At 69.4% G+C, this 22,923-nt stretch carries 25 protein-coding genes; 11 read left to right on the plus strand and 14 right to left on the minus strand.

The features are described from left to right. The first annotated feature begins 21 nt into the window (after positions 1 to 21). From cysT to ACRYRV_RS03070, 3 genes are read left to right on the plus strand one after another with little or no spacing between them, the layout of a single operon-like run. Positions 22 to 885 (plus strand): sulfate ABC transporter permease subunit CysT, encoded by an 864-nt coding sequence (cysT, locus tag ACRYRV_RS03060; RefSeq protein ID WP_444986021.1) that lies wholly within the window; start codon positions 22 to 24, stop codon positions 883 to 885. Beyond that, positions 885 to 1,712 (plus strand): sulfate ABC transporter permease subunit CysW, encoded by an 828-nt coding sequence (gene cysW / locus ACRYRV_RS03065; RefSeq protein ID WP_444986019.1) that lies wholly within the window; start codon positions 885 to 887, stop codon positions 1,710 to 1,712. The genes cysT and cysW overlap by 1 nt, the downstream gene beginning before the upstream one ends. Then, entirely contained in the window at positions 1,709 to 2,818 is a 1,110-nt protein-coding gene (locus tag ACRYRV_RS03070; protein ID WP_253450443.1) for a sulfate/molybdate ABC transporter ATP-binding protein, read from the plus strand. Before cysW ends, ACRYRV_RS03070 begins: the two co-directional genes overlap by 4 nt. A gap of 3 nt (positions 2,819 to 2,821) precedes the next feature. On the opposite strand, the gene ACRYRV_RS03075 is transcribed toward ACRYRV_RS03070, so the two are convergent. Further along, positions 2,822 to 3,250 (minus strand): GNAT family N-acetyltransferase, encoded by a 429-nt coding sequence (locus ACRYRV_RS03075; RefSeq protein WP_309637331.1) that lies wholly within the window; start codon positions 3,248 to 3,250, stop codon positions 2,822 to 2,824. A gap of 128 nt (positions 3,251 to 3,378) precedes the next feature. Here ACRYRV_RS03075 and ACRYRV_RS03080 point away from each other — a divergent pair, with 128 nt between their 5' ends. Then, positions 3,379 to 3,984 (plus strand): YajG family lipoprotein, encoded by a 606-nt coding sequence (locus tag ACRYRV_RS03080; protein WP_444986016.1) that lies wholly within the window; start codon positions 3,379 to 3,381, stop codon positions 3,982 to 3,984. Between the two features lie 90 nt (positions 3,985 to 4,074). Here ACRYRV_RS03080 and ACRYRV_RS03085 read toward each other — a convergent pair whose 3' ends face one another. The 3 genes from ACRYRV_RS03085 to ACRYRV_RS03095 all read right to left on the minus strand — a co-directional run bounded on the left by ACRYRV_RS03085 (position 4,075) and on the right by ACRYRV_RS03095 (position 5,912). Next, entirely contained in the window at positions 4,075 to 4,713 is a 639-nt protein-coding gene (locus ACRYRV_RS03085; protein WP_309637329.1) for a thiopurine S-methyltransferase, read from the minus strand. A gap of 10 nt (positions 4,714 to 4,723) precedes the next feature. After that, entirely contained in the window at positions 4,724 to 5,350 is a 627-nt protein-coding gene (locus ACRYRV_RS03090) for a TIGR04211 family SH3 domain-containing protein (RefSeq protein ID WP_253450434.1), read from the minus strand. Between the two features lie 232 nt (positions 5,351 to 5,582). Continuing rightward, on the minus strand, positions 5,583 to 5,912 hold the full coding sequence (locus ACRYRV_RS03095; RefSeq protein ID WP_299316201.1) for a DUF1820 family protein: 330 nt from the start codon (positions 5,910 to 5,912) through the stop codon (positions 5,583 to 5,585). A gap of 143 nt (positions 5,913 to 6,055) precedes the next feature. Here ACRYRV_RS03095 and miaB point away from each other — a divergent pair, with 143 nt between their 5' ends. The 5 genes from miaB to lnt all read left to right on the plus strand — a co-directional run bounded on the left by miaB (position 6,056) and on the right by lnt (position 11,478). Continuing rightward, positions 6,056 to 7,399 carry a tRNA (N6-isopentenyl adenosine(37)-C2)-methylthiotransferase MiaB gene (gene miaB, locus ACRYRV_RS03100; RefSeq protein ID WP_444986013.1) on the plus strand — a complete coding sequence of 448 codons (1,344 nt, stop codon included), beginning with the start codon at positions 6,056 to 6,058 and terminating at the stop codon, positions 7,397 to 7,399. An 83-nt stretch (positions 7,400 to 7,482) separates the two neighbouring features. Next, positions 7,483 to 8,568, plus strand: coding sequence for a PhoH family protein (locus ACRYRV_RS03105; RefSeq protein WP_444986011.1), 1,086 nt, complete (start codon positions 7,483 to 7,485; stop codon positions 8,566 to 8,568). Then, positions 8,565 to 9,083 carry an rRNA maturation RNase YbeY gene (ybeY, locus tag ACRYRV_RS03110; RefSeq protein WP_309637327.1) on the plus strand — a complete coding sequence of 173 codons (519 nt, stop codon included), beginning with the start codon at positions 8,565 to 8,567 and terminating at the stop codon, positions 9,081 to 9,083. Before ACRYRV_RS03105 ends, ybeY begins: the two co-directional genes overlap by 4 nt. Further along, a complete protein-coding gene (locus tag ACRYRV_RS03115) occupies positions 9,080 to 9,949 on the plus strand; it encodes an HlyC/CorC family transporter (RefSeq protein WP_309637326.1) in 870 nt (289 codons plus the stop codon). Before ybeY ends, ACRYRV_RS03115 begins: the two co-directional genes overlap by 4 nt. A 56-nt stretch (positions 9,950 to 10,005) precedes the next feature. Continuing rightward, positions 10,006 to 11,478, plus strand: a complete 1,473-nt coding sequence (gene lnt / locus ACRYRV_RS03120) for an apolipoprotein N-acyltransferase (protein WP_444986008.1) — start codon at positions 10,006 to 10,008, stop codon at positions 11,476 to 11,478. Positions 11,479 to 11,590: 112 nt separating this feature from the next. On the opposite strand, the gene phaC is transcribed toward lnt, so the two are convergent. The 5 genes from phaC to prmB form a co-directional block, all read right to left on the minus strand. Beyond that, on the minus strand, positions 11,591 to 13,435 hold the full coding sequence (gene phaC / locus ACRYRV_RS03125; RefSeq protein WP_444986006.1) for a class I poly(R)-hydroxyalkanoic acid synthase: 1,845 nt from the start codon (positions 13,433 to 13,435) through the stop codon (positions 11,591 to 11,593). A 131-nt stretch (positions 13,436 to 13,566) separates the two neighbouring features. Beyond that, complete coding sequence (locus tag ACRYRV_RS03130; RefSeq protein WP_309637323.1) at positions 13,567 to 13,983, minus strand: phasin family protein; 417 nt, start codon at positions 13,981 to 13,983, stop codon at positions 13,567 to 13,569. Positions 13,984 to 14,102: 119 nt separating this feature from the next. Then, a complete protein-coding gene (locus tag ACRYRV_RS03135; protein WP_309637322.1) occupies positions 14,103 to 14,534 on the minus strand; it encodes a DUF6489 family protein in 432 nt (143 codons plus the stop codon). A gap of 73 nt (positions 14,535 to 14,607) precedes the next feature. Continuing rightward, positions 14,608 to 15,693 carry a chorismate synthase gene (gene aroC / locus ACRYRV_RS03140; protein WP_444986003.1) on the minus strand — a complete coding sequence of 362 codons (1,086 nt, stop codon included), beginning with the start codon at positions 15,691 to 15,693 and terminating at the stop codon, positions 14,608 to 14,610. A gap of 44 nt (positions 15,694 to 15,737) precedes the next feature. Then, positions 15,738 to 16,706, minus strand: a complete 969-nt coding sequence (gene prmB, locus ACRYRV_RS03145; RefSeq protein ID WP_309637320.1) for a 50S ribosomal protein L3 N(5)-glutamine methyltransferase — start codon at positions 16,704 to 16,706, stop codon at positions 15,738 to 15,740. An 89-nt stretch (positions 16,707 to 16,795) separates the two neighbouring features. On the opposite strand from prmB, the gene ACRYRV_RS03150 reads away from it, so the two are divergent. Then, on the plus strand, positions 16,796 to 17,362 hold the full coding sequence (locus ACRYRV_RS03150) for a Smr/MutS family protein (RefSeq protein WP_309637319.1): 567 nt from the start codon (positions 16,796 to 16,798) through the stop codon (positions 17,360 to 17,362). Between the two features lie 4 nt (positions 17,363 to 17,366). On the opposite strand, the gene ACRYRV_RS03155 is transcribed toward ACRYRV_RS03150, so the two are convergent. From ACRYRV_RS03155 to ACRYRV_RS03165, 3 genes are read right to left on the minus strand one after another with little or no spacing between them, the layout of a single operon-like run. Then, positions 17,367 to 18,455, minus strand: coding sequence for a patatin-like phospholipase family protein (locus tag ACRYRV_RS03155; RefSeq protein ID WP_444986000.1), 1,089 nt, complete (start codon positions 18,453 to 18,455; stop codon positions 17,367 to 17,369). Next, positions 18,452 to 19,366, minus strand: coding sequence for an alpha/beta fold hydrolase (locus ACRYRV_RS03160; RefSeq protein ID WP_444985998.1), 915 nt, complete (start codon positions 19,364 to 19,366; stop codon positions 18,452 to 18,454). The genes ACRYRV_RS03155 and ACRYRV_RS03160 overlap by 4 nt, the downstream gene beginning before the upstream one ends. Then, positions 19,363 to 20,169 carry an alpha/beta fold hydrolase gene (locus ACRYRV_RS03165; protein ID WP_444985996.1) on the minus strand — a complete coding sequence of 269 codons (807 nt, stop codon included), beginning with the start codon at positions 20,167 to 20,169 and terminating at the stop codon, positions 19,363 to 19,365. Before ACRYRV_RS03165 ends, ACRYRV_RS03160 begins: the two co-directional genes overlap by 4 nt. A 228-nt stretch (positions 20,170 to 20,397) precedes the next feature. Between ACRYRV_RS03165 and ACRYRV_RS03170 the strand changes: the two genes are divergently transcribed. Beyond that, complete coding sequence (locus ACRYRV_RS03170) at positions 20,398 to 21,345, plus strand: AEC family transporter (RefSeq protein ID WP_444985994.1); 948 nt, start codon at positions 20,398 to 20,400, stop codon at positions 21,343 to 21,345. Here ACRYRV_RS03170 and sixA read toward each other — a convergent pair. Next, positions 21,342 to 21,818, minus strand: a complete 477-nt coding sequence (gene sixA / locus ACRYRV_RS03175) for a phosphohistidine phosphatase SixA (protein WP_309637314.1) — start codon at positions 21,816 to 21,818, stop codon at positions 21,342 to 21,344. The genes ACRYRV_RS03170 and sixA overlap by 4 nt on opposite strands. Then, on the minus strand, positions 21,811 to 22,878 hold the full coding sequence (locus tag ACRYRV_RS03180) for an NAD(P)H-dependent glycerol-3-phosphate dehydrogenase (protein ID WP_253450384.1): 1,068 nt from the start codon (positions 22,876 to 22,878) through the stop codon (positions 21,811 to 21,813). Before ACRYRV_RS03180 ends, sixA begins: the two co-directional genes overlap by 8 nt. Positions 22,879 to 22,923: the final 45 nt, after the last annotated feature.

Here is a 22,923-nt window from a genome sequence, read left to right on the forward strand (position 1 = left end):
TGACGGAGACGCCTCGCACCCATGAGCACCCGCGCCCTCCCCTTCGCCATCGGCCGCACCCCCAAGCGGGTGCTGCCCGGCTTCGGCCTGTCGCTGGGCATCAGCCTGACCTTCGTCTCGCTGGTGCTGCTGCTGCCGATGACCGGGCTCTTCGGCCAGCTGGCCGGGCTGAGCCTCGCCGAGTACTGGGCGATCATCAGCGACGGCCGGGTGGTGGCCAGCTACACGGTGACCATCGGCGCCGCCGCGGTGGCGGCGCTGGTCAACGCGGCCTTCGGGCTGCTGCTGGCCTGGGTGCTGGTGCGCTACGACTTTCCCGGCAAGCGCCTGCTCGATGCGCTGATGGACCTGCCCTTCGCCCTGCCCACGGCGGTGGCGGGCATCACCCTTGCCACCCTCTACGCCAGCAACGGCTGGATGGGTCGGCTGCTCGAGCCGCTGGGCCTGGAGGTGGCCTATACCTGGGTGGGCATCGCGCTCGCCATGGCCTTCACCAGCATTCCCTTCGTGGTGCGCACCGTGCAGCCGGTGCTCGAGGACCTGCCCGCCGAGGTGGACGAGGCGGCGCTGACCCTGGGCGCCAGCGATGCCACGGCCTTTCGCCGGGTGATCCTGCCCCACCTCTGGCCGGCGCTGGTAACCGGTACCGGGCTCGCCTTCGTGCGCTCTCTGGGCGAGTTCGGCGCCATCATCTTCATCGCCGGCAACATGCCCTATGAGACCGAGATCACCGCGCTGATGATCTTCGTGCGCCTGCAGGAGTACGACTACGCCGGCGCCTCGGCCATCGCCTCGGTGGTGCTCTTCGTCTCGCTGGCGCTGCTGCTGGCCATCAACGTCTGGCAGGGGCGCTTCATCAAGCGACTGCACGGAGGGCGCGGCTGATGCAACGTATCGGTGATGCTCCCGGGGTGCGCCGCACCCTGATCCTGGCCGCGGTCGCCATGGCGGCGCTCTTCCTGCTGCTGCCCCTGGTGGCGATCTTCGCCCAGGCCTTCGCCCAGGGCGCAGGCGTCTTCTGGAGCAACGTCAGCGACCGCTACACGGTAGCGGCCATCGGCCTGACGCTCTTCATCACGGTGCTGACCATTCCGGTCTGCCTGGTGTTCGGCGTGGCCCTGGCCTGGCTGGTGACCCGCTTCGCCTTTCCCGGCCGCCGCCTGCTGCAGACCCTGATCGACATCCCCTTCGCGGTCTCGCCGGTGGTGGCGGGCCTGGTCTACCTGCTGCTCTACGGGCGCAACGGCTGGCTGGGCGGCTGGCTCGACGGCCACGACATCCAGCTGATGTTCGCCTGGCCGGGCATCCTGCTGGTCACCATCTTCGTCACCTGCCCCTTCGTGGCCCGGGAGCTGATCCCGCTGATGCAGGCCCAGGGCTCCCGGGAGGAGGAGGCCGCCGTGACCCTGGGCGCGCCGGGCTGGACCATCTTCCGCCGGGTCACCCTGCCCAATATCCGCTGGGCGCTGCTCTACGGGGTGATCCTGACCAACGCCCGGGCGGTGGGCGAATTCGGCGCCGTCTCGGTGGTCTCCGGGGCCATCCGCGGCCAGACCAATACCCTGCCGCTGCACCTGGAGCAGCTCTATCAGGACTACAACACCGTGGGGGCCTTCGCCAGCGCATCGCTGCTGGCGCTGATTGCCCTGCTCACCCTGGCCGCCAAGGCCACGCTGGAATGGCGCGCCGCGCGCCAGGAGGCCCACCCATGAGCATTCGTCTGCACAACATCGGCAAGCACTTCGGCAGCGGTCGCCAGCGCACCCAGGCGCTGGAGCCGGTGAACCTCGACATCCACGACGGCGAGCTGGTCGGCCTGCTCGGCCCCTCGGGCTCGGGCAAGACCACCCTGCTGCGCATCATCGCCGGCCTCGAGCATGCCGACCCGGACGGCGGCGCGCGCATCCTCTTCGGCGAGCGCGACGTCACCAACGTGCACGTCCGCGACCGGCGCATCGGCTTCGTCTTCCAGCACTATGCGCTGTTTCGCCACATGACGGTGTTCGACAACGTCGCCTTCGGCCTTACCGTGATGCCGCGCAGGAACCGGCCCACCAGCGGCGAGATCCGCGCCCGGGTCCACCGCCTGCTGGAGATGGTGCAGCTCGAGCAGCTGGCCCACCGCTATCCGGCCCAGCTCTCCGGCGGCCAGCAGCAGCGGGTCTCCCTGGCCCGGGCGCTGGCCCTGCGCCCCGATGTGCTGCTGCTCGACGAACCCTTCGGGGCACTCGACGCCAAGGTGCGCCAGGACCTGCGCCGCTGGCTGCGCCACCTCCACGACGAGCTGGGCTTCACCAGTCTCTTCGTGACCCACGACCAGGAGGAGGCCCTGGAGCTCTCCGATCGCGTGGCGGTGATGAGCAACGGGCGCATCGAGCAGATCGACACCCCGGACGCGGTCTACCGGTCACCGGCCAACCGTTTCGTCTTCGAGTTCCTGGGCGACGTGAACCATCTGGAGGGGGAGGTACGCGACGGCACCCTCACCTGCGGCGAGGCGCGCCTCTCGGTGGAGCTGCCCGACGGCTCGGAGGAGCTGCTGCTGCGCCCCCACGAGCTGCGGCTCGCTTCCGCCCCCACCCCGGAGGCCCACCTGCCGGTGACGGTCACCGCCACCTCCCCGGTGGGCGCCGAGGTGCGCGTGGAGCTGGCCGCGGACTGGCTGGGCGAGCCCTGGCTTGCCACCGTGCGCCACGCCGACTATGAGCGCCTGGGGCTCACTCGGGGCCAGCGGCTCTTCGCTATCCCCAGGCGCTGGCACCGATTTCCCGATGCCTCTCCGGCCCCGGCCCTGAGCCCCCTGGCCAGGGCGGCCTGAGGCTCACCGCTCCCAGAGCATCAGGGTCTCGGCCTCGCCGGTAAGAGGCTCGAGGCGCTCCTCGAGCTCCCGGAACCCCAGGCGGCGATAGAAGGAGACCGCCCGCACGTTGCGGGAGAAGACGCAGAGCGTCAGGCGCCGATGGCGGGCCATGGCCTCCGCCATCAGCCGGGAGCCGTAGCCATAGCTCTGGACCTCGGGGTCGATGAAGAGCGCCTCCAGCCGCTCTCCGTTGAGGGCGGCGAAGCCGATCAGCCGCCCCTCTGCTTCCAGCACCAGCAGCTCGTCGGCCTCGGGCAGGTGCTCGGCGGCCATGGCATCCCGGTGGGACACCCAGAACTCGGCGGGGATGAAGTCGTGGGCGCGCAGCGACGCCCTGAGCCAGAGATCGGCCAGCAGCGGAATCTCGTCCGGACGGGCAGAACGCAGCATGACGTGTCTCCCAAAGCATTTCCTCACAGTGTACCGTTGACCCGCCGCTCCGGGGGCAGGAATTCCAGCCGCGGGGCGCACGCCGCTATACTGTCGGCCTGTCCTGATTCGCCGCACCGGAGCCCACCATGCCGCGCCCCCATCGCCTTCGTACCGCCCTCCTTCGTCTCTCTGCCGGCCTGCTCGCCGCCGGCCTGCTCGCCGCCTGCGCCAGCCCCCACTACCTGCAGCTCAGCCCCCAGCGCAGCGCCGAGGTGCCGGTGAGCGGCAGCGGCCAGGCGGTGACGGTGATCGCCGTGGACGGGCGCGACAGCGAGGTGATCGGCACCCGCACCGGCAGCGCCATGTCCACCGCCACCATCACCGTCAACGCCCACGAGCTGATCCCCCACCTACAGCGGGAGGCCGAGCGCGCAGTGCGCGACATGGGCTTCTCCCCCACCACCGAGAGCGCCCCGAATCGCCCCAGCTTGACCCTGACCCTGGACCACCTGGGCTACGAGCGCGGCCAGAGCCGCCCGGTGATCGATGAGGCACGCCTGGAGGCGGTCTTCGTGGCCGAGGCGCGCAACGGCGGCAATACCTATACCGGCACCTACACCTCTCGACGCACCCAGAGCTATGCGGTGCGTCCGGATCGCGACACCAATACCCGTATGGTCAACGACCTGCTCTCCGACGGCCTGAACCGTGCCTTCCGGGACCCGGAGCTGGGCCAGCTGCTGGCGCGTTGAGCGCCCACGGTCGCCCGGCCATCTCGGCGCGGCACGCCTAACGCAGCGAGGGCGCCCGCCGGGCGCCCTCGCTGCATGTCGTGGTCACGGCTACTCCAGCGGCCCGCGGCGCACCAGCGCCCAGGCGCTCTCCCGAAAGCCGCGGCCGGGCTCCGGCTCCCCCTGCTCCAGCAGGGTGACCTGGAAGTTGGGGGTGAAGAGATCGCGCACCTCGTCAGGCAGCACGCTGAAGGGCGGCCCGCCCTCATCGCCCGGCTCCCGCTCCAGGCTGATCAGCAGGCCGCGGCTGCCCGGCGGCACCAGCTGGGCCAGGTGAAAGGCGTAGCGCTGGCGCGTGGCCGGCGGCAGGGCAATCAGGGAGGCGCGATCGTAGAAGGCGCCGATCTCCGCCGCCTGCTCGATATGGAAATGGAAGAAGTCCCCGCACCAGAGCTCCACGCTGCCCTGTCGGCAGACCTGGAAGCCGGCCTGGGGATAGCGGGTCGTCACCCCCTCCCCCTCGGCCATGAACTGCTCGATCGCCTCCGGCGCCAGCTCGATGCCCAGCACCGGGTGGGCCTGGCCGGCCAGCCAGCGCATGTCCAGGCTCTTGCCGCAGAGCGGCACCAGCACCTTGGTGCCGGGCCTGACCCCAAGGGCCGGCCAGTGGTTGACCAGCATGGGATGGGGGCGGTCGCGGTGAAAGCCGATGCGCCCCTCGCGCCAGCGTTCGAGCCACTCATTGGCCATGGGCATCTCCTCAGAACCAGCGGTCGCGCTTGCGCTTGCGGCGCGGCAGGTGTGGCACGATCAGCCCCACCAGCAGGCCGGCACCGGCTACCCCACCGCCGTACATGAAGTAGCGCATCAGCAGGTCCTCCTCCTGGGTATCCAGGCGAGCCTGCAGCTGGCGAATGGTCTGGCGCGCCTGCTCCGCCTCGGCATCGAGCTCGCGGTTGCGCGTCTCGAGGTCGGCGATACGCGACTCGCGGGTCTCGAGGGTCGCGCGCTGCGCCTCGGTGCGGCTCTCCCACTGCTCGTTGATGCCGTCGAGTTCGGCGGTCAGTTCGGCCACCTGGCGTTCGAGCGCGGGCAGGCGCACCTGGGCGCTGGGGGTCTCCTGGAGCTCGCTGGAGAGCACCCAGACGGTGTTGCCGCCGCCGTTCTGCACGCGGCTGTAGTTCCCGCTGGTTTCCAGCAGGGTGACCGGCTCACCGGCGGTGAGGGTGCCGACGATGCGGTAGCCGTCGGTGGGACCGCTGCGCACATAGGTGGTGATGGAGTCGCTGACCCAGTGGGTCGCGTCGCTCTCCTGAGCCTGCACGGGCAGCGTCAGGAGCCCCAGGGCCAGGCCCAGGGAGAGTCGTTTGAGATCGTATCGTGTCATGCCGTCATCCTGCTGAAGCTGGCGGGGTTCCACTCTGGCGTGACCGGAAGCGGGCACCGGCCTCCTGCCGGCGCCACCGCGATGAGACAGCCGACCCCCAGGGGGTCGTGATCCACAGAGGCTTTTCCACAGCTGCTGTGGACAAGTGCCGGGAAAACCGCTGGAAAGGCGCCGCTCGGCGGCATGGGGCCTGCCCTCGGCGCCAACTGATCATTTCGTGACCAGCACATCCTCAGCGCTCCGGCGGCGACGGCGGCGCGAAGGGGCGCGGGAACTCGGTGACCCGCCCCTCGCTCTTGACCGCCCGCGGCGGCCCCTCGCGCTCCACCTCGTCGATGCGCACGATAGCATTGAGCGGCAGGTAGCTGCGGCTCACCCCCTCGAAGGTGCGCCTGAGCTTGTCCGCCGTGGGGTCCACCACCAGCTTGGAGGCGTCCTCGAAGACGAACTCCTCCACCTCGATGAAGCCCCACAGGTCGCTCTGGAAGATTTCGCGAGCGTAGAGCTCCCACACCTCGCCCTGCTGGTGGAAAACCACCCGATAGATCGGCTTTGCCGCCATGGTGCTGAGTGTTCCTCGACACGGTATTCCGACAAGAGCGCAAGGGTAGCACACTCCCGGGGCCGACGGCCCATGCTGGCTCCACCGCGCGCCGGAGCGTACAATATGCGGCTACTTTTCCAAGGCACGGCCCACTCTCTCCTATGGCGAAGAAACTCTTCATCAAGACGCACGGCTGCCAGATGAACGAGTACGATTCCGCTCGCATGGCGGATCTGCTCGGCGAATCTCACCGGCTCGAGCTCACCGACGACGAGCGCGAGGCCGACGTCATCCTGCTCAACACCTGCTCCATCCGCGAAAAGGCCCAGGAGAAGGTGTTCCACCAGCTGGGACGCTGGAAGAAGCTCAAGGAGGCCAACCCCGACCTGGTGATCGGGGTGGGCGGCTGCGTGGCCAGCCAGGAGGGCGAGGCGCTGCGCAAGCGGGCCCCCCATGTGGACATGGTCTTCGGCCCCCAGACCCTGCACCGGGTCCCCTCCATGCTCGACGCCCGCCAGCAGAACCAGATCTCGGTGGTGGACGTCACCTTCCCGGAGGTCGAGAAGTTCGACCACCTGCCCAAGCCGAGCTCCGACGGCGCCACCGCCTTCGTCTCGGTGATGGAGGGGTGCTCCAAGTACTGCACCTTCTGCGTGGTGCCCTACACCCGCGGCGAGGAGGTCTCGCGCCCCTTCGAGGCGGTGATGGACGAGGTGATCCACCTGGCCGACCAGGGCGTGCGCGAGATCAACCTGCTGGGCCAGAACGTCAACGCCTACCGCGGGCTCAACCAGCTGGGCGACGAGATCGACCTGGCCGAGCTGATCGGCTGCGTGGCGGCGGTGGAGGGCATCGACCGCATCCGCTTCACCACCTCCCACCCGGTGGAGTTCTCCGACAGCCTGATCGAGGCCTTCGGCGAGATTCCGGAGCTGGTCAGCCACCTGCACCTGCCGGTGCAGTCCGGCTCCGACCAGATCCTCTCTGCCATGAAGCGCGGCCATACCGCCGACGAGTACATCGAGAAGATGGAGCGCATCCGCGCCCTGCGCCCGGATATCAGCTTCTCCTCGGACTTTATCGTCGGCTTCCCCGGCGAGAGCGACGAGGATTTCGCCGCCACCATGGACCTGATCCATCGTATCGGCTTCGACCACTCCTTCAGCTTCGTCTACTCGGCACGCCCGGGCACCCCGGCGGCCTCCCTCGAGGATGACACCCCGGAAGCGGTCAAGAAGCAGCGCCTGGCGATCCTTCAGGAGCGTATCAACCAGCAGGCGATGCAGATCAGCCGGCGCATGGTGGGCACCACCCAGCGGATCCTGGTCACCGGCTTCTCGCCCAAGGACCCGGGCCAGCTCTCCGGCCGCACCGAGAACAACCGGGTGGTCAACTTCCGCGCCCCCAACCCCACCGAGCTGATCGGTCTCTTCGTCGATGTGGAGATCAGCGAGGCGCTGCCCAACTCCCTGCGCGGCGAGCTCGCCTCCCCGGCGGTCTACTGAGGCCGCTCCCAGCGTCGTATTGCCCCGGCGCGCGTCGGGGCAGTAAGCTGCCTTAAATTCATCTTCCACGGGACCCGCCAGCCTTGAGCCAGCCATCCTCTCAGGCCAATCGCATCATCACCCTGAACCTCGAGCCCAACGATCCTCGCCGCCTCGCCTACCTGTGCGGTCAGCGCGACGAGCACCTCAAGCTGGTGGAAACGCGCCTCGGCATCACCCTGCGCAACCGCGGCAACATCTTCCAGCTGGCCGGCCCCATGGCCCGAGTCAAGGCCGCCGCCAACGTGCTCGAGCACCTCTATCGGGAAACCGAAGCCAGCGACCTGGAACCGGACACCGTGCATCTCTTCCTTCAGGAGTCCGGCCTCGAGGCGCTGGAAGAGGAAGAGGGCGGCGAAGGCGGCGACGAGGTGCTGCTGCGCACCCCGCGCACCCTGATCAAGCCGCGGGGCCTCAACCAGCAGGCCTATGTGCAGAGCATCCGCGCTCACGACATCAACTTCGGCATCGGCCCGGCGGGCACCGGCAAGACCTACCTGGCCGTGGCCGCCGCGGTGGAGGCGCTCAACCAGCAGGAGGTGCGCCGCATCCTGCTGGTGCGCCCGGCGGTGGAGGCCGGCGAGAAGCTCGGCTTCCTCCCCGGCGACCTGGCCCAGAAGATCGACCCCTACCTGCGGCCGCTCTACGACGCCCTCTACGAGATGATCGGCTTCGAGCAGGTGGCCAAGCTGATCGAGCGCCAGGTGATCGAGATCGCTCCGCTGGCCTATATGCGCGGTCGCACCCTCAACAACGCCTTCATCATCCTCGACGAGAGCCAGAACACCACTCGCGAGCAGATGAAGATGTTCCTCACCCGCATCGGCTTCGGCTCCACCGCGGTGATCACCGGGGACGTCACCCAGGTCGACCTGCCCCGGGGCCAGAGCTCCGGCCTGATCCAGGTCATGGAGGTGCTCAAGGGCACCCCCGGCATCGGCACCACCCACTTCGCCGCCAAGGACGTGGTGCGCCACCCCCTGGTGCAACGCATCATCGAGGCCTACGACCACTTCGAGGCCGAGCAGGAAGCCGCCGAGCGCGCCCGCAAGGCCGCCAGGGACCAGGAGCGCGAGGCCCTGCGTCTCGAGCGACAGGACCGTCTCGATCGCGAGCGTGGCGACTCATGAGCCCGGTGGTCGATCGCCAGCAGGCCATCGAGGCCGAGGGGCTGCCCGGCCAGGCGGAGCTGGAGGCCTGGGTGGCCGCGGTGCTCGCCCGCCACGACGTCGCCGCCGACAGCGAGCTGACCGTGCGCCTGGTGGACAGTGAGGAGAGCCAGGCCCTCAACCGCGACTACCGCGGCCGCGACCGCCCTACCAATGTGCTCTCCTTCCCCTTCGAGAGCCCGCCCGGGGTGGCGCTGCCGCTGCTGGGCGACCTGGTGATCTGCCATCCGGTGGTGGTAGCCGAGGCCGCCGAGCAGGACAAGGCGCTCGCCGATCACTACGCTCACATGGTGGTCCACGGCACCCTGCACCTGCTCGGCCATGACCATATCGAGGATGAGGAGGCCGAGGCGATGGAGCGGCTCGAACGCGAGATCCTCGCCGAGTTCGACATCGCCGACCCCTATCTCGTCACCCAGCTCGACACCCAGCCCGCCCCCCATCGCGACCCCGAGGACAAGAGACCCGACCCATGAGCGACGACCGATCGAGCGGCCAGGGCGGCCGATCCTGGCTGGACAAGCTGCTGGGCGCGCTGTCCAGCGACAGCGATGAACCCAGCTCCCGCGACGAACTGCTCGCCTTCCTGCGCCAGGCGGCCAGCCGCCTGAAGCTCGAGCAGGACGCCATGATGATCATCGAGGGCGCCCTGCAGATCAGCGACCAGCAGGTGCGCGAGGTGCTGATTCCCCGCTCCCAGGTCACCGCCATCGGCCTCGACCAGCCCCTGGAGGAGTATCTGTCGCTGATCCTGGAGACCGGCCACTCCCGCTACCCGGTGATCGGCGAGAACCTCGACGAGGTCAAGGGGATTCTGCTGGCCAAGGACCTCCTGCCCCTGCTGCAGCGGGGCCAGGAGGGCACCCGCCCCTTCCGCCTCGAGGAGGTGGTGCGCCCGGCGCTCTTCGTGCCGGAGTCCAAGCGGCTCAACAGCCTGCTCAAGGAGTTCCAGGACACCCACAACCATATGGCGGTCGTGGTGGACGAATATGGGGGCACCGCCGGCATCGTCACCATCGAGGACATCCTCGAGGAGATCGTCGGCGAGATCGAGGACGAGCACGACGCCGACGAGGAGGAGGATATCCGCGAGCTGGGCGATGGCCGCTACGCCATCCGCGCCCTGACCCCCATCGAGGACTTCAACGAGCGCTTCGCGACCCGCTTCTCCGACGAGGAGTTCGATACCCTGGGGGGACTGGTGATGCAGCGCTTCGGCCACCTCCCCGGGCGCGGCGAGCACACCGAGATCGGCGGCTGGCGCTTCACCGTGCTCAACGCCGACAACCGCCGCATCCGCCTGCTGGAAGCCGAGCCCGCCGGCAGGCAGGATGAGGGCTGAGCCCTCCGCGCCTGACACGGCATTTCTGTCAACCGAACCCGACACGGAAAGTCATCATGTCCGAGCTGCGACTCTCTCCGCTCCTGGGCTGCCTGCTGGCGCTGGCCGCCGGGGTACTGACGACCCTCACCGCCTCGCCCTTCGAGCTGTGGTGGCTAGGCCCCGTGGCCGTGGGGCTGGTCTACCTCGGCATCCACACCCTGACACCCGGACAGGCCGCCCTGCGCGGCTGGTGCTACGGCCTCGGGCTGTTCGGCTCCGGCGCCTCCTGGGTCTACGTCTCGATCCACGACTACGGCTATACCGGCGTGCCCCTGGCAGTGTTTCTCACCGCGCTATTCGTGGCCAGCATGGCGCTCTTCCTGGCCGTCACCCTGTGGCTCTATCGCCGGCTCACCGGGGCGCGGCTGGCCTTCCTCACCTTTGCTGGCGCCTGGGTGCTCGGCGAGTGGCTGCGCACCTGGCTCTTCACCGGCTTTCCCTGGCTGCTGCTGGGCTCCGCCCACGTGGACTCCCCCCTGGCCCCCTGGGCGCCCATCGGCGGCGTCTACCTGCTGTCGCTGATCACCGCCCTCACCGGCACCCTGCTGGTGGAGTTCCTGGCCCGGCGCTGGTGGGCCGCGGCCCCGGTAGCCGCTCTCTGGCTCGCCCCCCTGGCGCTGCCGACCCAGTGGACCCAGCCCGCCGGCGAGCCGCTGCGGGTCGCCCTGCTGCAGGGCAATCTGGACCAGCTGATCAAATGGACCCCGGAGGGGCAGCGCGAGGCGGCCAACCGCTACGCCGAGCTGACTCGCAACCAGCCCGACGATCTCGACCTGATCGTCTGGCCCGAGGCGGCGCTGCCGATGTTCGAGGATCAGGCGCGGCCGATCCTCGAGCGCGTGCAGTCCAACCTCTCCCCCGATGCCGCCCTAATCACCGGCATTCTCCAGCGCGAGGCCCAGGGGCGCTACTTCAACAGCGTGATCGGCCTCGGCAACGCCGAGGGGGAGTACCGCAAGGAGCACCTGGTGCCCTTCGGCGAGTACCTGCCCCTGGAAGGCCTGCTGCGGGGCACCATCGCCTTCTTCGACCTGCCGATGCCCGCCATGACCCCGGGACCCTCGGGCCAGGCGCCGATGGTCGCCGCCGGCACCACCATCGGCAACGCCATCTGCTACGAGATCATCTACGCCGACCTGGTGGCCGAGCGCGCCCGAAACAGCGCCTTGCTGATGACGGTCTCCAATGACACCTGGTTCGGCGAGTCCATCGGCCCATTGCAGCACCTGCAGATGGCCCGGCTGCGGGCGCTCGAGAACGGCCGCTACCTGGTGCGCGCCACCAGCAACGGGGTGACCGTGATCGTCGACCCCCAGGGGCACGTCACCGCCCGGGCGCCCCAGTTCGAGATGACCAGCATCACCGGCGAGGTGCGCCCCATGGCGGGCCTCACCCCCTTCACCCGCACCGGCAGCTGGCCCGCCTGGCTGCTCGCCGCCCTGCTGGTGCTGCCCGGGCTGCGGCTGCACCGCCGCCCCGCCGCGTAGGAGCCCAATTCATTGGGCGATGGAGGCACGCCACTCTGCGCTGAACCCAACAAGAAGCGCCCAGCCGATGACTCGGCTGGGCGCTTCTTCTTACAGCTTATAGCTTACAGCTTCAGGCTTTCGACGAAGTCGGGATCTCGCCCAGCACCTCGGGAATGGTCATCCTGACGTAGCGACCGGGAGCCGGCTCGATGATCTCGAGTTCGCCGTCGCCGGGCTGGCGGGCGGGGACCATCTTCTCGGCTGCCGGGTCGGCGTAGCCGTTCTCGGTCATCCACGCCTGCCAGTGGGGCCACCAGGAGCCTTCCTGCTGCTCGGCACCGGCCAGCCACTCCTCATGGGTCTCCGGCAGGGCATCGTTGGTCCAGTAGCCGTACTTGTTCTTGTGGGGCGGGTTGACCACCCCGGCGATATGGCCGGAGCCCCCCAGCACGAACTTGACCGGCCCCTTGGGCAGCAGGGCGCCGTAGTAGGTGCTGTTCCACTTGGCGATATGGTCCTCCCGGGTGGAGAGGAAGTAGCTCGGCGTGGAGACCTTGCGCAGGTCGATCTTGACGCCGTCGAGCTCGATCCCGCCGGGCTCCACCAGGCGGTTCTCCAGGTACATGTGACGCAGGTACCAGCCGTGGGTGCCCGCCGGCAGGTTGGTGCCGTCGGTGTTCCAGTAGAGCAGGTCGAAGGGGGCCGGCACGTCACCCTTCAGGTAGTTGCTGATATAGAAGGACCAGAAGAGGTCGTTCTCACGCAGCAGGTTGAAGCTGAAGGCCATGACCCGGCCGTCCAGGTAGCCGTCGCGCTCCATCTTGGCCTCGATGCCCTGGAGCACCGGCTCGTTGAGGAAGACGCCGATCTCGCCCGGGTCGCGGAAGTCCTGCAGGGTGGTCATGTAGGTGACCGACTTCACCTTGCGCCCGCGACGGGTGCTGGTCAGGTAGGCCACGGTGGAGGCCGCCAGGGTGCCGCCGACGCAGTAGCTCAGCAGGTTCACCGACTTCTCGCCCGTGGCCTGCTCGATCGCCTCCATGGCGGCGATGGGGCCCAGCTGCATGTAGTCGGCCCAGGTCAGGTCGCGCTGCTCGGGGCCGGGGTTGCGCCAGGAGGTCAGGAAGACGGTGTGTCCCTGGGCCACCAGCCACTTGACGAAGGAGTTGTCCTCGCGCAGGTCGAGGATGTAGTACTTGTTGATCCAGGGCGGAATGACCAGCAGCGGCGTCTTGAAGACCTTTTCGGTGGTCGGCGCGTACTGGATCAGCTGGATCAGCTCATTCTCGTAGACCACCGAGCCAGGGGTCACGGCGATATTGCGACCCACCTCGAAGGCGCTGCGGTCGGTCATGGTGACGTTGAGGCCCTCGGCGGAGTTGGCCAGGTCCTGGCGCAGCCGGTTAAGACCATCGACCAGGTTCTGCCCGCGGGTCTCGAGGGTCTTGCGCATCACCTCGGGGTTGGTGGTGACGAAGTTGGTCGGCGCCATGGCGTTGACCAGCTGGCGGGCATAGAAGCCGAGGCGCTGCTTCTGATCGTCGGGCAGCTCGAGCCCCTCGATCAGCTGCTCCACCATGCGCGAGAAGAGCAGGTACTGCTGCATGATCGCCTGGTAGTAGGGATCCTGGCTCCAGGCCTCGTCCTGGAAGCGGCGATCGCCGCGTCCGGGCGTCACCAGCGGCTCCACCGGCTCGCCGGACAGCGCCCGCAGGCCGTGCTGCCAGAGCTGGAACTGGTCCTGCATCAGCTGTGCCTGGGCCTGCCACAGCTGGGGCGGGTTCCCCATCAGCGCCTCGGCGGCGGCCTGGAAGCTCTCGCGCATGTCGCCATAGACGGAGCCCGCGGCGTCGCTGGGCACGATGCGCTCCAGCAGGTCGCCCATCAGGGCGCGGTACTCCTCGCCAATCTCCTTGAGCTGGGCGTTCCACGCCTCGAGCTCGGCCTGTGTCGGTGCTTCAACCCCTGGCTGCATTGACCCCTCCTGACGCGCGCGGCGCCTGCCACGCCTGCTACGAATGAGACGGGCCGCCGCGCCTCCCTGAGAGGCGTGGCGGCTCGGTCAGCGGCCCCGGCGGAGCCGCCGGCTTGAGACCGGTCTGGCAATCAGCTCTTGCTGCCGCCCCGGGTGGACTGCGCCTTGGCCGGCTCATCCTTGGCGGGCGCCGCACTCTTCTGGGCCTGCTCGACCACCTTGGCCTGCTCGGCGAAGAGCTTCTCGAGCTCGGCCTTGAACTCCAGGCTCATCTCGGAGAGCGCCTTGGCGTCTTCCAGCATCTGCTGGGAGAGCTGGTTCATCACCTCGGCCTGGCGGGCGCTGAACTCCTGGAGGGAGTCGGCATCGGCCACTTCGCTGGCATCGCGCAGGCGCTCGGTGCCGAGCTGGCTGTAGCGCTTCATGGACTCCATCTGGTACTGGGTCAGCTTTTCCATGTTGTCCAGCATCAGGGAGTTGAGCTTGCGCATCGGCTCGAAGAACTGACGGGTCTGCTCGTTGAAGGCTTCGATCATCTTGTCCTGCATGGGGGCATCCTCGTGTTGTAACTCAGGGCGTGCGGGAAGCGCCCGCCGCCATGTTGCACTGCACAAAGCCTAGTCTGCCATGCCAAAGGTTGCAAGACGATAAAAAGGCGAATATCGGCCTAGCCGTTGCGCTTGGCCCGGGAGCTGGCGCTGGCCGCCCCCTTCTTCGCCGTGCTGCGGCCGGAGGTCTTGCTGCTGGCGCCGGCGTCGTCAGGGCTTGCCTCGGCTTTCGCCTGCCCGGCCTCGGACTTGCCCTGGGCGGCGCTCTGGCCGGCCTGCTTGAGCATGTCGAGCATCATCTGCTGATAGGTACCGAAGCTGGAGAGCCCCTGGGACAGGCCCTGGGAGAGCCCCTGGGTCAGCCCTTGCCCCATGCCCGACTGCTGCAGGAAGGGCTGCATCAGGCTCATGGGGTCATAGCCCTCCACGCCGGACTCCATCTGCTTCTGGATCTGCTCCAGAAGCTGCTGCTGGAATACCGCCACATCGGGCAGGCCCAGGGCCTGGCGAAACTCTTCGGGAGTAAGGTCGAACTCGACGTTGATCTTCATGACGTTGTCCTGTCCACGGGAACTTGCAGCCAGTGTAGCAGCCCCGTCAGCCGCAGCCTCAACGCTTTCCCTTTCAGCGCAGGACGGGCGTCGCCACGCTGACGTCCGCGTTCTGGGCGCGGTGGCGCAGCAGATGGTCCATCAGGGTCAGCGCCATCATCGCCTCGGCGATGGGGGTGGCGCGGATGCCCACGCAGGGGTCGTGACGCCCCTTGGTGACTACCTCCACAGGGTTGCCATGAACGTCGATGGAGCGCCCGGGGGTGGTGATGCTGGAGGTGGGCTTGAGGGCCAGGTGGGCGACGATGGCCTGGCCGCTGGAGATGCCGCCCAGCACGCCGCCGGCGTGGTTGGAGAGAAAGCCCTCGGGGGTCATCTCGTCGCGGTGTTCGCTGCCCCGCTGGGCCACGCTGGCGAAGCCGTCGCCGATCTCCACCCCCTTCACCGCGTTGATGCTCATCAGGCCGTGGGCCAGCTCGGCATCCAGGCGGTCGAAGACCGGCTCGCCGAGGCCGGGGGGAACCCCCTCGGCCACCACGGTGATCTTCGCCCCCACCGAGTCCTGGTCTCGGCGCAGCTGATCCATGTAGGCCTCGAGCTCGGCGACGCGCTCCGGGTCGGGGCAGAAGAAGGCGTTCTCTCCCACCGCCTCCCAGCTCTGGAAGTCGATCTCGATGGGCCCCAGCTGGCTCATGTAGCCGCGCACGGCAATGCCCTGGCTGGCCAGGTACTGCTTGGCGATGGCCCCGGCGGCCACGCGCATGGCGGTCTCCCGGGCGCTGGAGCGACCGCCGCCCCGGTAGTCACGCACCCCGTACTTGTGGTGGTAGCTGTAGTCGGCGTGGGCCGGGCGGAACTGGTCCTTGATGTTGCCGTAATCCTTGGAGCGCTGGTCGGTGTTCTCGATCAAAAGGCCGATGGCGGTGCCGGTGGTCACCCCCTCGAAGACCCCGGAGAGGATCTTGACCCGGTCGGGCTCCCGGCGCTGGGTGGTGTGGCGGGAGGTGCCGGGGCGGCGGCGGTCCAGGTCGCGCTGCAGGTCGGCCTCGGTGAGCGGCAGCCCCGGGGGACAGCCGTCGACGATGGCGCCAAGGGCGGGGCCATGGCTCTCGCCGAAGGTGGTGACGGTAAACAGCTTGCCGAAGGTGTTGCCGGACATGGGCGCTTCTCCTAGACGGGGTGGCGAAACGAAGGCGAGGTGGATCAGGCGAAGGACGCCGCATGGGCATCGAGTTCATCGGCGGTGAGGGCGAAGACGCCCTGGCCGCCGCGCTCGAACTCGAGCCACAGGAAGGGCACCTCGGGGAAGGCGGCCTCCAGATGGCGGTCGGAGTTGCCGACCTCGACGATCAGCACGCCCCGGTCGGTGAGATGATCGCGGGCCTCGCGCAGGATGCGCCGCACGATATCCAGACCGTCGGCGCCGGCGCCCAGGGCGAGGGCCGGCTCGTGGCGGAACTCGGCGGGCATGGTGGCCAGGTCCCGGGCGTCCACGTAGGGGGGGTTGGAGACGATCAGGTCATAGCGGCCGGGCAGCGCGGCGAAGAGGTCGGAGTGCACGGCGCGCACCCGCTCCCCCAGGTCGTGGCGGCTGATGTTCTGGCGCGCCACGGCCAGGGCCTCCTCGCTGATATCGCCGAGATCCACCTCGCAGGTGGGCAGATGCAGCGCCGCGGCGATGCCGATGCAGCCGGAGCCGGTGCAGAGGTCGAGCACCCGGGCCGGCGGCTCCTCGGGGAACCAGGCGGCAAAGCCATGCTCGACCAGCTCGGCGATGGGCGAGCGGGGAATCAGCACCCGCTCGTCCACGTCGAAGGGAAAGCCGGCGAAGAAGGCCTCCCCCAGCAGGTAGGGGAGCGGGCGACGGGTGGTCACCCGCTCGCGCACCAGGGCCACGATGCGGCTCCGCTCCATGGGCAGCAGGCGCGCATCCAGCACCGCCGGGTCGACGTTCCAGGGCAGGTGCAGGGCCCCCAGGGTCAGCGCCACCGCCTCGTCCCAGGGCGAGTCGGTGCCGTGGCCGTGAAAGAGTCCGGCCAGGTGGAACTCGCTGGCCGCCCAGCGCAGGCAGTCGCGCAGGGTCACGAGGCCATCGCGCAGTTCGTCATCGGAGAGCGTGAGGGTCGAGGAGTCGTTGCGAAGGGACACGTGGCGTCCTGTGGTCGTCGGCATGAAGGCCAGATTGTAACCGCCGCAGCGGTTCACAGCCACGCTGCACTCGCTATACTGGGCAGCCCCCGACGCAACAGGCCGCTACCGCCATGAGCCGACACCGCCCGGACGATGACGATATCAGCGCCTTCCGCCAGGCGCTGCGCGAGGCCGGCGTGCGCCCCCTGCGCACCAACCGCGCCGACCCCGGCCGCCCGCGTCGCGATGACCCGGCCGCCGAGGCCCGCCGCGCCGCCGCCCAGTCGGCCAACGAGACCGGCGGCACCGGCCGCACCTCCGACGGCCGGGTCGAGGCGGTGCGCCCCTCGGAGTACCTGGAGTTCGCCCTCCCCGACCTGCCCTGGCGGGAGCGCAGCCGGCTCAAGCGCGGTGAATTTGCCTGGGAGGCGGGGCTCGACCTGCACGGCTACACGCTGGAGGAGGCCAGAGCCGAGCTGGAGGCCTTTCTGCGCGAGGCCGCAGCGGCCCGCCAGCGCTGCGTACTGGTGGTTCACGGCAAGGCCTGGGGGACCATCAGCGACTATCCGGTGATCAAGAGCCACGTCAACGCCTGGCTGCGCGAGTGGCCCGGCGTGCTGGCCTTCTGCTCGGCCACCGACGGCGACGGCGGCACCGGCGCCCTCTACGTGCTGCTGCGCCGCCGCGGCGAGGTCTGAGCCCTCAGCTGCCCGGCTCGGGCTCGCCCGGCATCAGGCCCTCGGCCTGAAGCGGCTCCACCACGATCCCCCGGCTCCCCCAGCCGGGGTGGCCGCGCCCCTCGAAGCGATCCAGGGCCTCCACGGCCAGGTGGCGCCCCAGGGTGATCAAGGCCTCGGCACGGTGGAACTCATAGGCGCCACACACCGACTTGGGCACCTCGATCAGCACGTCCGGCGGATAGCCGGCCACCTTGTACTTGGCCAGCGCCGCCTGGGTGATATCGAAGGACTCCAGCACCATGTCCAGCCGCCCCCACTGGCGGCGGCGGGTGCCCTCCTCGCTCTGCTCGGTGCCGTTGTCAGCGGTCGTCTCGCCGCCCGCCTCGCCGCCGCCCAGGCCGTTGAGCCAGCGGCCCGCCGCCTGGCGCACCTCGTCCATCCAGCCGCCGAAGTCCATGGCACCGGCGTCGCGCTCCTGCTCCCGGGCCAGCTCCTGGGCCGCCTGCTCCGGGGGCAGCAGCTCCTCCAGGGTCACCGGCCGCGGGCTGTGGGCGGTGACGTTGACCGCCATCACGAAGTCGGCATGGGCCGACACGGTGGGGATGATCGGCAGCGGGTTGAGCAGGCCGCCATCCACCAGCACCTGCTCGCCCCGATGCACCGGCGTAATCACCCCGGGCACCGCGATGGAGGCGCGGATCGCCTCCAGCAGCGGCCCGCTCTGGAACCACACTTCCCGCTGACGGGTCAGGTCCGTGGCCACCGTGGTCACCGGGATCGGCAGCTCCTCGATGCGCACGTCGCCCACTAGGGACTCCAGCTTGTCCATGACCTTGCTGGCGCGCATGGCGCCCATGGGGCTCCAGGTGACATCCACCAGCTTGAGCACATCGAAGTAGTCGAGGCGGCAGACCCAGTCGCGATAGGCACTGAGCTGGCCGGCCGCGTAGATGCCACCGACCAGCGCCCCCATGGAGCAGCCGGCGATGGTCACCACCCGGTAGCCCCGGGCCTCCAGCTCCTCGATCACGCCGATATGGGCATAGCCCCGGGCACCGCCGCTGCCCAGCACCAGGGCCACCCGCTTGCCGGTTCGTGTGGAATCACTCATGAGCCTGCCTCCTCGGCCATTGCGTCTCGCCAGTTGGTGATCGCCTCCGCCACCGTCTCGACCGCCGCCTGCTCCAGATGCAGGTGGTGGCCCCCGGCCAGCACCCGACGCTCAAGCCCGGGCAGAGCGCCTCGCGCCAGCCGCGCCCGCTCACTCTCGCCGAGGATACCCGTCTCCCCCTCCACCAGCAGGGTCGGCGCGCGAATCGCCCCGAGGAAGGCCAGCGCCTGCTCCGGGCAGAGGCGCACCGGCGAGGCGCGCAGCAGGCGCGCATCGGTGCGCAGGGCCACCCTCCCGTCGGCACGCTCGACCAGGTTGCGCGCCACCAGGGGAGCGGCGGTGTCGGCATCGATGGGGGTCGCGCCTCCCGCCACCCGCGCCGCTACGGCGGTCTCTCTATCAGGATAGTGGGGAGCGGGAGATACGGCGCGACGATGGGCCAGCAGCCCTCGGCGCAGCTGCTCCGGAGCGCGCTCGGCCTCGGTGGTCACCGCGCCCAGGCCGTCGATCAGCACCAGCTGCGCCAGCCGCTCCGGCAGCGCCGCGGCGGTCAGGCAGGCAACGCCGGCCCCCATGGAGTGGGCCAGCAGCGTCAGCCGCTCGAGGCCGAGGGCATCGGCGGCGTCCAGCACGTCATGGCAGTAGTCCCAGAGGGCGTAGTCGCCGGGAGAGTGGGCCGAGTGGCCGTGACCGGTAAAGTCCAGGGCGACCACCCGGATCCCCAGCCGCTCCGCCAGCCGCGGGGCCAGGCGGCTGAAGCTGGCAGCGTTGTCGAGCCAGCCGTGCAGGGCGAGCCAGGTCGGCGCCTGCTCCTCGCCCCAGGCCAGCGCCGCCAGGCGCCCCCCGGCCAGCTGCAGGGCAGCGGGCTCATTCATCTCAGCGGGAGCAGTCATCTCAACGGGAGCAGTCATCGGGCCTCCAGCAGCCGATCGAGGGTCTCGAGCAGGACCCGACGGGCCTCGTCGGGATACTCCATGGGAAACATGTGGGTCCCCGGCACCAGGGTCACCGGCACGCCATGGCGCTCCAGGCGCCGCCGACGACGCGGGGTCAGCAGGTCGGACGCCTCCCCCGCGAGCAGAGCGAAGGGTACCCGCAGGCGCCTGGGCAGGTCGCCCAGGTGGTCCGGCAGGTGGCGGAAGATCTCCACCTCGACCTGGGGGTCGTAGAGCAGTACCGCCTGGCCGTCGTCGAGCAGCCGGGTGCCCCCCGCCACGTAGTCCTCCAGCGCCTCGGGGGTAAAGCGTCGAAACAGCCGGCGCCGACGCAGCGAGTGGCGCATGGTGTCGCGGTCGGGCCAGATGGCGCGGCGTCCCTGGCTCTGGCCGGCCGGCGTCACCCGGTCGATAAAGCCGAAGCGCTTGGCGACCTTCATGGCCCAGGCGTCCAGCCCCAGCATCAGCGGCGGGTCGAGCATCACCACGCAGCGAAAGCGCTCGGGGGCCGCCTCGGCGGCCATGGCCATCAGAACCCCTCCCATGGAGTGCCCCACGCCGATCACCGGCTCATCGAGATGCTCCAGGGTCTGCAGCAGCTCATCGCGGAGCGCCAGCCAGTTGTGGCCCACCGGGAAGTCCGGGTGGTGGCCGATGCGATCCAGCGGATGGAGGTCGAAGCGCTCGGCCAGGGGGCCGAGGAAGCTGCGATAGCTGGAGCCGGGAAAGCCGTTGGCGTGGGCGAAGAGCAGGCGGGGCAGGCGTGACGATGGGCGCATGGGATCATCCGTGATGGTCGGGCCGCCGAGGGCCCGTGTGGCAGTAGCAGGCTAACGGGATTACCATGGAATACCAACCCATTCTACACCCCAGCCAACGCCGGAGCCTCCGTGAACCCGCCGCCCAAGCCACCCCGTGATACCCGCCTGCGCAACCAACTCTTCTTTACCGCGGTCGCTGCCGCCATCGTCGTCGGCCTCTGGCTGGCCCGCTAGGAGCAGCACCCCTTGGAGCTATCCGCCCTCTTCTTCCAGACCCTGGAAGTGACCCTGCCGGTATTCGCCATGGTGTTCATCGGCCTGGGGCTCAGGCGCGCCGGCTGGATCGACGGCGCCTTCGTCACCACCGCCTCCCAGCTGGTCTTTCGCGGCACCATGCCGGCGCTGATATTTTTAAGCATCATTCGCGCCGACCTGGACGCCACCCTCAACCCACGGCTGCTGGGCTTCTTCGCGCTGGCCACCCTGGGCAGCTTCCTGTTCTGCTGGGGCTGGGCACGGCTCCGGGTGCCCTACGCGGAGCGCGGGGTCTATATCCAGGGCGCCTTCCGCGGCAACTGCGGCATCGTCGGGCTGGCGCTGGCTGCCGGCATGTATGGCGACTACGGGCTCTCCGCCGGCGGGCTGCTGCTGGGAGTGGTGATCCTCACCTACAACGCCCTCTCGGTGGTGGCACTGGCCACCTACCAGGCGGGCCAGCGCGCCGACTGGCGCAGCATCCTCGCCCATATCGCCCGCAACCCGCTGATCCTGGCGGTGGTGGCCGCCGTGCCGATCGCCGCCCTGGAGCTGCGCCTGCCGGGCTGGCTGATGACCTCCGGCGACTACTTCGCCTCCCTGACCCTGCCGCTGGCGCTGATCTGCATCGGCGCCACCCTCTCCCTGGAGGCGATCCGCGACTCGGGACGCCTGGCCACCGGCGCCAGCCTGCTGAAGATGGTCACGGTGCCGATACTGGCCACCGGCGCGGCCTGGCTGGCCGGCTTCGAAGGGCGCGAGCTGGGGGTGATGTTCCTCTTCTTCGCCAGCCCCACGGCGGCGGCGGCCTTCGTGATGGCCAAGGCGATGGGGGGCAACGCGGTGCTCACTGCCAATATCATTGCCCTGACCACCCTGATGGCCAGCCTGACCGTCACCCTCGGGGCCTTCGCCCTCAAGGTGGCGGGGCTGATCTAGTTCAGATCGGAGGGAGTGATGAACCGCGCCAGCCGAGCGCAGCCGGCGGCCCAGACGTCGGCCTCGAGCTCGGCGACGGCCGCGGTGGGAAAGCCGAGCCCGCGATCGGCCCGCCCCTCCACCAGCAGGCCGGTCAGCGCGCCCACCAGCGGCATATGGCTGACCAGCAGCAGCGGCCGCCCCTGGGGCTGCTCGAGCAGCCAGTCGGCCACCGCCCGGGGCGGATCATCCGGCGTGATGAGGGAGAGCGCCTCCGCCTCGAGCCCCAGCGCCTGGCCGACGATGGCGGCGGTCTGCCGGGCGCGCCGATAGGGGCTCGCCAGCAGGCGCAGCCCGGCAAGGTCCTCCCGATCGGCCAGCCAGGCGGCCATCCGCTCGGCCTCCCGGCGCCCCCGGGCGGTGAGTTCGCGCTCGGCGTCCGGCACCCCGTGGCCCGCCTCGCCGTGGCGCATGACCAAAAGCGGCTCAGCCATGCCGCCCCCCGGTCTCCCGATGGGCCTGCTGCACCGCCTCCCGGGGGAGGATGAACTCCACGTCGCTGCTCTGCTCGCCGAGCATCAGCATGCGCGCCATCTCCTTGGCCGGCACCCCCTTGAAGAGCACCTGGTAGAGCCCCTCGGCCAACGGCATGTAGACGCCATCTTCCCGGGCCTTGTCGCGCACCAGGCGCACGGTATTGACCCCCTCGGCCACCTGACCCAGGGCCTCCACCGCCTCGTCGAGGGTCTTGCCCTCGCCCAGGGCGTAGCCGACCCGGTAGTTGCGCGAGAGGGCCGAGGAGCAGGTCACGATCAGGTCACCCACCCCGGCGAGCCCCAGGAAGGTCATGGGGTTGGCCCCCTGGTCCACCGCAAAGCGGCTCATCTCGGCCAGCGCCCGGGTCATCAGCATGCTGCGGGTGTTCTCGCCCATGCCCAGCGCGGCGGCCATGCCGGCGGCGATGGCGTAGATGTTCTTCAGCGCCCCGCCCAGCTCCACCCCATGGCGGTCGTTGCTGGCATAGACCCGGAAGTAGTCGCAGCCCAGCGCCGTCTGTACCCGGGTGCGGGTCTCCGGGTCGGCGCTGGCGATCACCGTGGCGGTGAGCTGCTTCTGGGCGATCTCGGAGGCCAGGTTGGGCCCGGAGATGACGCCGATATGGGGAAAGCCGGTCTCCTCCTCGAGGATCTGGCTCATCAGCTTGAAGCCCTCCTCCTGGATGCCCTTGGTGGTGCTGACCAGGATCTGCGCCGGATTCAGGTGCGGGCGAGCCTGGCGTACTACCTCCCGAAAGGCCTTGGAGGGAATGGCCACCAGCACCAGCTCGGCGCCGGGCAGCACCTCGGCCATGTCACTCGAGGCCACCACCGCCGGATTGATCGAGTAGTCGGGCAGGTAGCGGCCGTTGCGATGCTCGCGGTTGATCTGCTCGACCAGGGCCGGGTCGCGCAGCCACTGGCGCACCCGGGCGCCGTTGTCGGCGGCAATGCTGGCCAGGGCGGTGCCGAAGCTGCCGCCGCCCAGCACTGCCACCTTGATCTGTTGCTCTGCCATGGTCGGCCCTGCTTGGGTGAATGGAGCCACGATTGTAGCGAAAAA

It is taken from the genome of Halomonas mongoliensis (assembly GCF_052496345.1).